This window comes from Kocuria sp. p3-SID1428, from assembly GCF_025149945.1.
GTDB lineage: Bacteria > Actinomycetota > Actinomycetes > Actinomycetales > Micrococcaceae > Kocuria.
In genome coordinates, this window is record NZ_JALXVH010000001.1 from 117944 (window position 1) to 129417 (window position 11474).

Annotated in this window: 12 protein-coding genes and 1 pseudogene; 5 read left to right on the top strand and 8 right to left on the bottom strand. The window is 70.4% G+C overall.

What is annotated here, in order from left to right:
- Positions 1 to 12: 12 nt before the first annotated feature.
- The 4 genes and pseudogenes from nrdI to M3E84_RS00490 form a co-directional block, all read right to left on the bottom strand.
- The gene (gene nrdI, locus M3E84_RS00475) at positions 13 to 501 is read right to left on the bottom strand and encodes a class Ib ribonucleoside-diphosphate reductase assembly flavoprotein NrdI (RefSeq protein ID WP_259893910.1); all 489 of its coding nucleotides are present in this window, start codon (positions 499 to 501) and stop codon (positions 13 to 15) included.
- Between the two features lie 146 nt (positions 502 to 647).
- On the bottom strand, positions 648 to 884 hold the full coding sequence (gene nrdH, locus M3E84_RS00480; protein WP_259893912.1) for a glutaredoxin-like protein NrdH: 237 nt from the start codon (positions 882 to 884) through the stop codon (positions 648 to 650).
- A gap of 398 nt (positions 885 to 1282) precedes the next feature.
- Complete coding sequence (locus tag M3E84_RS00485; protein ID WP_259893913.1) at positions 1283 to 2440, bottom strand: glycerate kinase; 1158 nt, start codon at positions 2438 to 2440, stop codon at positions 1283 to 1285.
- Positions 2441 to 2494: 54 nt separating this feature from the next.
- A pseudogene (locus M3E84_RS00490) lies at positions 2495 to 3063 on the bottom strand (isocitrate/isopropylmalate family dehydrogenase); the annotation flags it as partial.
- 8 nt (positions 3064 to 3071) lie between these two features.
- On the opposite strand from M3E84_RS00490, the gene M3E84_RS00495 reads away from it, so the two are divergent.
- Complete coding sequence (locus M3E84_RS00495) at positions 3072 to 4076, top strand: SLC13 family permease (RefSeq protein WP_259893915.1); 1005 nt, start codon at positions 3072 to 3074, stop codon at positions 4074 to 4076.
- A 95-nt stretch (positions 4077 to 4171) separates the two neighbouring features.
- On the opposite strand, the gene M3E84_RS00500 is transcribed toward M3E84_RS00495, so the two are convergent.
- Together M3E84_RS00500 and M3E84_RS00505 are read right to left on the bottom strand one after the other, a co-directional pair.
- Positions 4172 to 5710 (bottom strand): aldehyde dehydrogenase family protein, encoded by a 1539-nt coding sequence (locus M3E84_RS00500; RefSeq protein WP_259893916.1) that lies wholly within the window; start codon positions 5708 to 5710, stop codon positions 4172 to 4174.
- Positions 5711 to 5753: 43 nt separating this feature from the next.
- The gene (locus M3E84_RS00505; protein ID WP_259893918.1) at positions 5754 to 6848 is read right to left on the bottom strand and encodes an App1 family protein; all 1095 of its coding nucleotides are present in this window, start codon (positions 6846 to 6848) and stop codon (positions 5754 to 5756) included.
- 156 nt (positions 6849 to 7004) lie between these two features.
- Here M3E84_RS00505 and M3E84_RS00510 point away from each other — a divergent pair, with 156 nt between their 5' ends.
- On the top strand, positions 7005 to 7544 hold the full coding sequence (locus M3E84_RS00510; protein WP_259893920.1) for a DUF3817 domain-containing protein: 540 nt from the start codon (positions 7005 to 7007) through the stop codon (positions 7542 to 7544).
- Positions 7545 to 7659: 115 nt separating this feature from the next.
- Positions 7660 to 8514, top strand: coding sequence for a polyphosphate kinase 2 (ppk2, locus tag M3E84_RS00515; RefSeq protein ID WP_259893922.1), 855 nt, complete (start codon positions 7660 to 7662; stop codon positions 8512 to 8514).
- A gap of 22 nt (positions 8515 to 8536) precedes the next feature.
- Here the strand turns inward: ppk2 and M3E84_RS00520 are convergent, their stop codons facing one another.
- Entirely contained in the window at positions 8537 to 9598 is a 1062-nt protein-coding gene (locus M3E84_RS00520; RefSeq protein ID WP_259893924.1) for an NADP-dependent oxidoreductase, read from the bottom strand.
- Positions 9599 to 9667: 69 nt separating this feature from the next.
- On the bottom strand, positions 9668 to 10510 hold the full coding sequence (locus tag M3E84_RS00525; protein ID WP_259893926.1) for an MSMEG_6728 family protein: 843 nt from the start codon (positions 10508 to 10510) through the stop codon (positions 9668 to 9670).
- A 110-nt stretch (positions 10511 to 10620) separates the two neighbouring features.
- On the opposite strand from M3E84_RS00525, the gene M3E84_RS00530 reads away from it, so the two are divergent.
- The gene (locus M3E84_RS00530; RefSeq protein ID WP_259893927.1) at positions 10621 to 10986 is read left to right on the top strand and encodes an EamA family transporter; all 366 of its coding nucleotides are present in this window, start codon (positions 10621 to 10623) and stop codon (positions 10984 to 10986) included.
- 108 nt (positions 10987 to 11094) lie between these two features.
- Positions 11095 to 11424: a hypothetical protein gene (locus M3E84_RS00535; RefSeq protein WP_259893928.1), complete on the top strand. Its 330-nt coding sequence runs from the start codon at positions 11095 to 11097 to the stop codon at positions 11422 to 11424.
- Positions 11425 to 11474 lie beyond the last annotated feature (50 nt).

The following is an 11474-nucleotide window of genomic DNA, read 5'->3' on the forward strand; positions in this document are numbered from 1 at the left end:
AGGTATGGGTGGTCACTGCCACAGCTTCATCAGTCCTTCGTTCACATTGGCGACGTCCTGCTCGGTGCCCATCAGCTCGAATCGGTAGAGCAGGGGGGCATCGCACTTGACGGCGATCTTCTGGGCGGCGAGGCAGAAATGCTCGCCGAAGTTGGTGTTTCCGGCCCCCAGGACCCCGCGCAGCTGACGGCGGTTCTCCTCGAGGTTGAGGAACTTCACGACCTGTGGAGGCACGGCCCCCGAGCCGCCGGGGCGACCGTAGGTGGGCACGGCCAGCACGTAGGGCTCCCGGACGACCGGGGCCTCCTCATGGGTGCGCAGCGGCAGGCGCAGCGAGCGGGCGCTGAGCTTCTCGACGAACTTGTGCGTGTTGCCCGAGATCGACGAGAAGTAGACGACGAGGGGGTCGCCCGAGCCCGACGACGTGCGATCGGTGGTCTCGGCGGCGGGCCGGTCGCGCTCAGCGGCCGCGCGGCGCAGATCAGCGATGAGTGCGGACAAGGCAGTCACTCACTTCTCAAGCGGTACGACGGGTCCCGGACGAACCGGGGTGCGGGGACGACCATGGTGCTCGACGGCCGGACCGGGCGCCGGTCCCCTCTCAGGAGACGGGCGCCGCACAGTCCGGCCGTCGTGGTCGGAGAGCTTCAGGCGGAGACGCGCACCGCGAGCTTGGAGATCATGTCCGGACGGTAGCCGGACCAGTGGTCCTCGCCGGTCTCCACGACCGGGACCTGCTGGTAGCCCAGGCTCATGACGTGCTCGTAGGCGGCCTGGTCCTCGGTCACATCGACGACGCTGTAGTCGATGCCCTTCTTGGCGAGCGCACGGTAGGTGGCGTTGCACTGGACGCAGGAGGGCTTGCTGTAGACGGTCACTGACATGTCGGTGATCCCTTCCTGTTCATGGGGGTGAGTGGCGTGGTGAGAAGAGCCGCTCCGAGGCCTCCGGAAGGTGTCCGGTGCTCGGTGCAGGACCGCCGTTTCGGGGGCTCCGATTGGTCCGTGGCATCCGGGCCGCTCTGTTTCCTGCGCTGAGCCTCGATACTACATCTAGTGCCCACCCCGTGGGGAAAGCACAAGATGATGTAGGACGGTCAGATTCGTCACCATCGACGCTCCTCCCCAGCCTGTCCACAGGTCAGGGCTGCGCCGGCCGCGCGGACCGCCGCGCGGACACGCGGTTCGAACATGGCGAAGGGGGCGTCATCCACACCTGGGGACGCCCCCTTCGGACAGCCTGTGCACCGGCGAAAGTTCTCGGCGCACGGCGTGTCATGACGTCATGGGACCTGTTCACCGCCGTCCTGATCGGCCCCTTCCGCCAGCTCCGCCCCGATCTCCCGGCCGATCTCGACCAGCAGCGTCCGGGACAGATCGGTGTCCCGCGCGCAGTCGGCCTGCGTGCGCTCACTCAGCGAGCGGATGCGGGCGATGCCTGCCCCCGGGGCGGCCTCCGCGCCCAGGGCGTTGTGCCCCACGACGGCCTCCACGCGTGCCGGGGCGGCTCGACGGGCGACGACGGCCGGCAGCTTGCCAGACAGGGTCTGGCTGTCGATCCGCCCCTCGCCGGTGATCACCAAGTCACAGCTGGCCGCGGCGCGGTCGAAGCCCAGCAGGTCCAAGAAGTGATCCGCGCCGGAGGCGATCCGGGCACCGAGCAGCATGGCCGCGAATCCGAGCCCGCCGGCGGCACCCGCAGCCGGGCGCTCGGCCAGCTCAGCGGCATCGGGGCGAATCTCTGCCAGCTGCCGGACCAGGTGCTGCAGGCCGGACTCGAGCTGCTGGACCTCGCGCGCATCCGCGCCCTTCTGCGGCGCGTAGACCGCGGCGGCGCCGTCGGAGCCGAGCAGGGGGTTCTGGACATCGCTGGCGGCCACGACCTCGACGCCCGTGAGATCGACGGCCTGCGTCGGATCGACCGTACGGATCTCCGACAGCCCCCGGCCGCTGGGGTCCACGGGGACGCCATCGGCGTCCAGGAATCGCCACCCCAGTGCGGTGAGCATGCCGATGCCGCCGTCGGTGGAGGCGCTTCCGCCCAGGGCCAGAACGATGCGCTCGGCGCCGAGCTCGAGCGCTGCGCGCACCGCCTCCCCCAGGCCGCGGCTGGTCGCCGCACCGGCATCGCGGCGGTCGTCGGGAATCATCTGCAGCCCGCTCGTGGTGGCCGCCTCCACGATCGCGGTGGCCTCCCGCAGAGCGATGGCGGTGACGGCCGGTTCCCCGAGCGGGCCCGTCACAGGCGCCTCATGCGCGGCGAAGCCCGCCGAGAGTCCTGCCTCCACGCTGCCGTCGCCGCCGTCGGCCAAAGGCAGCTCGCGCACCTGCGCCTGCGGCACGGCGGCCCGGATCCCCTCGGCCAGCGCAGCGGCCACCTCGCGGGCGGTCAGGCTGCCCTTGAACTTGTCCGGAGCGATGAGCACGTTCGGCGACGGCATGAGGGGACCTCGGTTCTCGGTGGTGGGGTCGGCGGCAGATCCGGTGGGTGCGGCTCAGACCGTCTCGTAGGCGGCGTCGGCCTCGGGCTTGGGCTGCACCCTGGCCAGTGCCTCGATGATCGCCTGCGTGAGCTCGTCCGTCGAGCTCGTGCCGCCGATGTCGCGGGTCAGGTGGCCAGCCCCTCCGTCGTGGCCTCGATCGCGGCCTCCAGGCGGCGCGCCTGATCGGAGAGGCCGAACTGGTCGAGCATCAGCGCCGCGGAGGCGATCGCGCCGATCGGATTGGAGATCTCCTGCCCAGCGATATCCGGAGCGGAGCCGTGGACCGGCTCGAACATCGACGGGAAGCGCCGCTCCGGGTTGAGGTTGGCACTGGCGGCCAGGCCGAGACTTCCCGCGAGCGCCGAGCCCAGGTCCGAGAGGATGTCGGCGTTGAGGTTCGAGGCCACCACGACCGAGAGGTCATGCGGGTGCAGGATGAACTTGGCGCTCATGGCATCCACCAGCACCGACTCGTTCGCCACGTCCGGGTACTCGGCGGCCACGCGCTGGAAGACCTCGTCCCACAGGACCATGCCGTACTGCTGGGCATTCGACTTGGTCACCGAGGAGACCTTATCTGCTGACCTCCGTGCTGCTGGGCGTGATCGTGCTGTGGATCTGCGAGCCGGTGCCCATCCCCGTGGGCGGCCTGATCGGCGTCGGCGCGATCGTCGTGCTGGGCGTGGCCCCGGCCGGCTCCCCGCCCAACCTGATCGGCCGCGGCCTGATCGAGGAGGCCATGGGCACCCGGATCTCGTTCGCGCAGTGGATGGTCATGGCCTTCCCGATCTGCCTGGGGATGCTCATCGTTCTCGCCGCGACCATGTTCCTGCTCAACCGGCCCGAGGTCCGTCGCCTGGACGGCGTGGAGGACTACGTCCGCGAGCAGCGCGAAGCCCAGGGCCCCATGGATCGCGCGGCCAAGAACACGATCATCGCCTTCGGCGTGACCATCACCCTGTGGCTCCTGCCGGCCGTGGTCAGCCTGTTCGCGGGCACCGACTCCGAGCTCTACATCTTCATGGACGACCGCCTGGACGAGGGCATCGCGGCGGTGCTCGGCGCCTCCCTGCTGTTCATCCTGCCCAAGGACTGGGCCACGCGGGAGCCCACCCTCACCTGGTCCGAGGCCGCCAAGATCGACTGGGGCACGATCCTGCTCTTCGGCACGGGCATCATCTTCGGCTCCATGCTGGCCGACACCGGCCTGGCCGAGACCATCGGCACCGGCGCCTCCGAGAACCTGGGGGTCACGCGCCTGGCCGCGATCACGGTGTTCTCCGCAGTGCTGGCCGTGCTGATCTCGGAGACGACCTCCAACACGGCCGCCGCCGCGGTGATCGTCCCGATCGTCATCCCCCTGTGCCAGGCCATGGAGGTCGATCCGCTGGTGCCCGCCGTGGCGGCCACGTTCGCGGCGTCGTTCGGGTTCATGCTGCCGGTCTCCACGCCGCAGAACGCGATCGTCTACGGCACCGGCGCAGTGCCCATGGTGCGGATGATCCGCACGGGCGCGGTGTTCGATGTCCTGGGCATCATCCTCGTCGTGACCATGGTGCCGGTGATGGTGGGGGTGGTCGGGCTCTCCGGCTGAGGCCCCCGGTCTGGTCCGCCGAGGGCGCGGCCCCCGAAGCCCTCCAGGCTTCGGGGGCCGTGCTCCTGCGGGGGCCGTCGTGGACGGCGGAAGGCTCAGTCCCGCGTGCGCCCCCGCCGACGGCGGCGCAGACGGTGCACCAGCTCGGACGGCGTGGGCACGGACATGAGTTGTCGCGCTGCCCAGGCCCGCGCGCCGCTGTACGGCGGGAAGGTGACGCTGAGGGTCTCCGGGCTCAGGGGCTTGGCCAGCAACGAGCGGTGGTGGCTGAACGTGTCGAAGCTCGCCTGCCCGTGATAGGCGCCCATGCCGGAATCGCCCACGCCGCCGAAGGGCAGCTGCGGGTGGATGAGATGGACCATGGGGGCCTCGAAGGTCATGCCGCCTGACGACGTCCGGTCACTGAAGTCGGCGGGCACCTGCTCGTCGCGGCTCATGACGTAGAGCGCCAACGGCTTTTCCCCGGCCCGCACGAAGTCGATCGCCTGGTAGTGGTCCTCCACCGCCACGAGCGGCAGGACCGGCCCGAAGATCTCCTGCTCCATGAGCGGTCCGTCCGGTGCGCTGCGCACGATCGTGGGCTCCAGATACCGGTCCTCGAGGTCGTGGCGCCCGCCAGCCAGGACGTCCGCTTCCGGCACCCGCTCGAGCAGCTGCGTCAGCCGCTGCAGGTGCCGTGAGCTCACGATCCGTCCGTACGACGGGCTGGACTGCGGATCCTCGCCGTAGAACTCGCGGATAGCCTCCGTGACCAGCGGCATGAGCTGCTCCAGCACGCCGGCCGGGCCCATGACGTAGTCCGGTGCCACGCAGGTCTGCCCGGCATTGACCAGCTTGGCCCAGGCCAGGCGCCGGGCGGCTGCGGCCAGATCGACGGTGTCGTCGATCCACACCGGCGACTTGCCGCCGAGCTCCAGCGTCACGGGCGTGAGGTGCTCGGCCGCAGCCCGCATGACCACGCGCCCCACAGCGGAGTTGCCGGTGAAGAAGAGGTGATCGAAGCGGTGCTGCAGCAGCCGCGTGGTCTCGGGGACTCCGCCTTGGACCACGCCCACGCAGTCGGGCAGCTCCTGCTCCAGGGCCTCGCTCAGCGCCTGGGACACGTGCGGGGTGTGCTCGGAGGGCTTGACCACCGCGGTGTTCCCGGCCGCGAGCGCGCCCACCAGCGGAGACAGCAGCAGCTGCACCGGGTAGTTCCACGGAGCGATGATCAGCACGGTGCCCAGGGGCTGCGCCTGGACCCAGCCGCTGGAGGGACTCAGCACCGCAGCCGATCCCACGGACCGCGGCGCCATCCACGAGGCCAGGCTGCGGCGGACGTGGCGCAGCTCGGTGAGCGTCACGCCGATCTCGGTGAGCTCGGACTCGGTCTGCGACTTGCCCAGGTCCTGGGCAAGTGCTGCCTGCAGCGCCTCACGGTGCCCGGTCAGCACTCGCTCGAGGCGGTTCAGGCGGTCCAGACGCACATGGAGCGGCACCGGGGCGCTGAATGCCGCCTGAGTGCGCTCCACGAGGCGATCGATCTGCCGGGCGCTGTCTGCGGGCAGATTTTCGACCGCGCTGAGCTGCGGCTCGCGCCGCCGGAACGACGGGGCCGTGGGCAGGGACTCGGACTGGGTGCCTCGCTCGGTCATGGGTCCACGGTAGAGGCCCTCCCCGACAGCACAGCGTCCTGCCTCAGAGCAGCCCGTGCTCCTCGAGCTGCTCCGAGATCGAGGCACCGTCGTTCGCGCGGATCAGGGGGATCCCCTCCGGCAGCTCGGGGCCGTCGGCGGTGAGCAGGCGACCGGAGGCCAGCACGGCCTCGGTGGGCGAGAGCGTGCGGATCACGACGGCGGCCACGTTCTGCGGGTAGCGCTGCGCGAAGCCCCCGTAGATCTGCGGGTCGTGCTGGCCGTCGTCGCCGATGAGGATCCACTTCATGTGCGGGAACTCGCGGGCCAGCTGCTCGAGGTTCTCGACCTTGTGCCGGGGCCCCGAGCGGAACCAGCGATCCGTGGTGGGGCCCCAGTCGGTGAGCAGCAGCGGTCCGGGCGGGTAGGCGTTGCGGCTCAGGAAGCGGCGCAGCGTGGGCGCCACGTTCCAGGCCCCGGTCGAGAGGTAGATGAAGGGCAGGCCGCGGTGGCGGCGGCGCAGGCGCTCCAGCAGCACCGGCATGCCGGGGGTGGCGTCGCGGGCGTGCTCGTTGAGCACGAAAGAGTTCCAGGCCGCCAGCATGGGACGCGGCAGCGAGGTGACCATGACGGTGTCGTCGACGTCGGAGACCACGCCGATGCGCTGGGAGTCGTCGACCACCCAGATCCGGGAGGTGGCCCAGGCCGAGCCGGCGGTGCGCAGCCGAGCGGTGTGCACGCCGGGCTCCAGGCTGATCTCCACGTCGGCATCGATCACCCCGCCCTTGTCCGCCACCAGCCGGAACTGCACGCCCTCGATCTCGACATCCACGTGGGCGAAGCCGATGGGGATCGAGGTGAAGGAGCGCCAGCCGCGGATCGAGGTCTCGTCCTCGGCGGTGGGGTCCTCCGGCCCGTGCGTCTTGTAAAGGGCACGGCCCAGGATGCGCACGTGGTCGGTGGTTCCGTAGCAGTCGAAGGCGACCATGACGGGTCGATCCCCGCGCCGCTCCGCACTGCGCTGCCGGAACTGGGTGAAGCCCTGCTCGATCCGGTACCCGAAGTTCAGGGCATCCTGCGTGACCTGATCCATGGTCTGGAGCAGATCGGTGGCCAGGTCGACGGGCTGCTGGTCCTGTTCCGGACGGGTCTGCGACATGGCGCTCAGTCTGGCACAGCCCTCCAGACCCACCACGCACGACGACAGCCCAGCCGTCGTCGTGCCGCAGCCGTCGGCTGCGCGGACTGTGATGCGGCGCCCGCTCCACGGCGGCGCCTGGAGGACGCGTCCAGCCTGATGCGGTGCAATGGGGGCATGTCGAGCGATCCGAACCCCCGCACCACCGGTCCGAGCACCGCCCCCGCCGCGCCTTCGCCGCAGGCGGACCCCGTCACGCCGCACCGGCTCTTCCGCGTCCTGGCGCTGGCCGAGGCGGTGACCTGGACGCTGCTGATCCTGGGGATGATCGGCAAGTACGTGCTGCACCTGGGCGACTGGCCGGTCTCCGTGGGCGGCGGCATCCACGGCTTCGTGTTCCTGAGCTACTGCGCGGTCACGGTGCTCGTGTGGATCGACGCCCGCTGGTCCGTGGCCGACGGCCTGCTCGCCCTGTTCAGCTCCGTGATCCCCTACGCCACGATCCCGGTGGAGCGCCGGGCCCTGCGCCGCGGCCTTCTGCCCCACAGCTGGCGCCTGCGCGGCGACGACGAGGCACCTCGAGGCCCGCTCGAGAAGCTGCTGGCCGCCCTGCTGCTGCATCCGGTGGTCTCGACGGTCGTGATCATCGTCGTGGTGGTGGCTCTCTACCTGACCCTGCTGGCCATGGGTCCGCCCGTGGAGGTCTCCCCGGAGTGATCCGATCCAGCGCAGCAGAGGCGCCCGACCCTCACCGGCCGGGCGCCCCTTCGCGTGACGGCAACTTGCCCTTCCCTACGGAGTGATCTGTTTCACAGCTGGCTATCGTCGAGGCATGACCAAGACGAAGCCCATGGACAAGTCCCTGTACGAGGCGGAGCTGCTGCGACTGCAGGCCGAGCTCGTGGAGATGCAGCAGTGGGTGAAGTCGACCGGCAATCGCGTCGTGATCGTCTTCGAGGGCCGTGATGCGGCGGGCAAAGGCGGGGCGATCAAGCGCCTGACCGAGTACCTCAATCCCCGCACCGCCCGTATCGTGGCGCTGCCGGCGCCGACCGAGCGGCAGAAGACGCAATGGTACTTCCAGCGCTATATCGAGCATCTGCCGGCCGCGGGCGAGATCGTGATCTTCGACCGCTCCTGGTACAACCGCGCCGGGGTCGAGCGGGTCATGGGCTTCTGCACCCCGGAGGAGCATCAGCGCTTCCTGCGCCAGTGCCCGATCTTCGAGCAGATGCTGATCGAGGACGGCATCATCCTGCGCAAGTACTGGTTCTCGGTCTCCGGCAAGGAGCAGGAGAAGCGCTTCCAGTCCCGGCTCTCCGATCCCATGCGCCACTGGAAGCTCTCGCCCATGGACCTCGAGTCGCTGACCCGCTGGGAGGACTACTCACGGGCCCGCGACGAGATGCTCGTGCACACCGATCTCCCCTATTCGCGGTGGAACATCGTGGAGGCCGAGGACAAGCGGCGGGCGCGGATCAACATGATCGCCGACCTGCTGCACACCATCCAGTGGGAGCACATCGAGCGCCCGGAGCTGGAGCTGCCCAAGCGCCCGCCGTCCTCGGGCTATCAGCGCCCGCCGCGCGAGCTGCAGCGCGCCGTCCCGGACCACTCCGCCGAGGTGGAGGCCAAGGCCGAGAAGCAGCCCTCCCGGAAGAAGAAGCGCGGGGCCAAGAAGGGCTGAGCCTCGTCGGACAGGCGGGCGTTCAGTCGGCGACGGCGGTGCGCACCACCATCTTGCCGACGTTGCGGCCCTGCATCATGCCCAGGAAGGCGTCGAAGGCCTGGTCGATCCCGTCCTCGACAGTCTCATCGGCCACGATCTCCCCTGCCGCGAGCCAGGGACCCATCTCGGCCAGGAAGTCGCCCATGGCCTCGGTGTGGAAGCTCTGGACGAACCCCTGCAGCATCAGCCGCTTGGTGACCATCATCCCCATGTTGCGCGGACCCGGGGCGGGCTGGTCGTCGTTGTACTGGCTGATCGCACCGCACAGGGCGGCGCGGCCGTCGTCGTTGAAGTGCTGGATCGCAGCCTCCAGGTGATCGCCGCCGACGTTGTCGAAGTAGACGTCGATGCCGTTCGGAGCGGCCTCCCCGAGCTGGCCCATGACGTCGCCGCGCTTGTAGTCCAGGCAGGCGTCGAAGCCGTAGCGCTCGGTCACGATGCGGTTCTTCTCAGGACCGCCCGCCGAGCCGATGACGCGGGCGGCGCCCTTGAGCCGGGCGATCTGCCCCACGGCCGAGCCGACGGTGCCGGCGGCACCCGAGACGAACACCGTGTCGCCCTCCTGCATGGACGCGATCCGCGTCAGACCCAGCCACGCCGTGAAGCCGGGCATCCCGGCGATCCCCAGGAACTTCGAGGCGGCCAGCGGGCCCTCGGTGTCGCGCAGGTCGGGCAGCTTCTGGGTCTTGGCCGCCGGCAGCTGGGCGACGTCGCGCCAGCCCTGTCCGTGCAGCACGCGGGTGCCCTCGGGGACATCCTCCGAGCGGGAAGCGACGACGACTCCCACCGCCGCGCCGTCCATCGGCTCGCCGAGCTCGAAGGGCGGGACGTAGGAGGGGCCATCGTTCATGCGCCCGCGCATGTAAGGATCCACGGAGATGGCCTCGTTGACCACGCGGATCTCGCCGTCGGACAGCTCCGGCAGCTCCACGGTCTCTTGGCGGACGTCGTCCTCGGTGGGCCAGCCGCTGGGTCGAGCGGCCAGCACCCAACGGGTGCTGCGGGCGGAGGCGGCAAGATCGTTCACAGTGGGAATGCTCATGGACACCACTGTCCGCCTGCCGGCCCCGGTGCGTCCACCGCAGCGCTCAGCCCATAGCGGAATCCGCTGTCAGCGACGGATCGGGAAGACGGTACGGGGGCGCTGCAGCTGCCACGGATCCTCCAGAGCATCACGCTGGAGGATCCCCAGCCACTCGACCTCGCGGCGGATGCCGTCGTCGCCGTGCTCCCCGGCGCCGAGTCGACCCCGCAGCACCGGCTCGCGCAGACCCTCCTGCGCCTCATCGCGCTCGGGCTCGAAGGCAGTGCCCTCGGCCGAGGCCGATGACAGCGGGACGAGAACCTCCTCACCGGGCTGGGCCTCGGTGCGCAGCCGCTCCAGCTGCCCCGGACGGCGTCGCCGCTGAGCGGCGGTCTCCCCGGGCAAGGGCTCGGCGGGCAGCAGCAGGGCGTCATCGTGCAGCACGGGTCCGACCAAGACCCATGCGCGCTTGCCGGGGCCGGGTTCAGCGGGCTTGACGTGCGGGCTGGCTGGGCTCGGCCAGACCGCCTCCAGGCCCGTGGGGGTCTCGGGCCACAGCGGGCGATAGTGCTGTTCGTCCTTGGCGATCAGCGACGAGCGATGCGCCGCATGGAACTGCGGATCCCCCACCCACGGCGGCAGTGCCGCCGCACCGCGGGCCGCCTCCGGCGCGAACTCGGTGATCTTCCAGCGTGTGGAATCCCGCCCGCCGCGGGCCTCCCACTCCTCGACCATCGCCAGCCCGTAGGACACCAGCCCGGGCACGTGCCCCGACCACATCAGCACGGCAGGGTGCGTGCCCCAGCCGTAGTCGGGCAGGCACAGCGCACGCAGGATCTGCAGCGTCTCGACGCGCTGCTTGCCCAGGCGGCGACGGTCCAGGGCGCGGGCGGAATCAGCCGGGCTCGGCAGCGGGAGGAAGGTCTGCACAGCGGCTCAGCCTACCGGCGGGAGACGGCGAGACAGCCCGACTGGCCCCGACGGCCGCGGCTCCGACATGCTGAGCCCATGATCGCCGCCACCCCTGAAGACCGGTCCTCGTGAGCGCGCCGTCGCCCTCTCGGTCGACCGGCCCCGGGGCCGCGATGGTCCTCTCCGCCTGTCTGTCGATCCAGGTCGGCGCGGCAGCCGCCATCCAGCTGCTCTTCGCCCTGGCGGCCGCGCTGCTGTCCTCGGTGCTCCCGTACTCGCTGGAGATCGCTGCGCTGCGCCGCCTGCCCAGCGACGTCTTCTCCGTGCTGCTGAGCCTGGAGCCCGCGATCGCGGCGGTGGTCGGCTGGGTCCTGCTCGGCCAGGGTGCTGGAGTGCTGAGCATCGCGGCGGTGAGCCTGGTGGTCCTGGCCAGCATGGGCGTCACCCTGGGCCAGGGGCGCCCGCGCGCCGACCCCGAGCCCTCAGCCGCCTGAGGCACCGGTCACGGAGGATCCGCACCGCGTCACACACGAGTGAGGCAGCCCACCCTGCCGCCGGGAGATCTATGCTTACGCAACCATCCCCGACGACAGGATCCCCCGATGGCACTCTTCGCCTCCAACGGCACCCTCAGCAAGGACCTCCCCGCGCCTCTGGATCGCGCCCGCGAGGCGATCGAGTCCACGGCCCGCTCGGAGGGCCATCACATCGCCGCCGTCAGCAGCGATCGACTGCTCTTCGACATCACCACCAAGCGCACAGCCCTGAGCTGGGGCGCCCATCTGGCGATCACCCTGGAGGAGGCCGGCGGCGGAACCCGGATGACCGTCGACTACGACAACAGCCCGGGCTCCCCCAAGGCGCTGATGGACAAGAAGAAGAACACCAAGTCCGCCCAGACCTTCGCCGATCAGGTCGAAGCCGCGCTCTGAGCCGGGATCGCCACGTTCTGGCAGCGCTCACGGCGACGACGAGGGGGTGG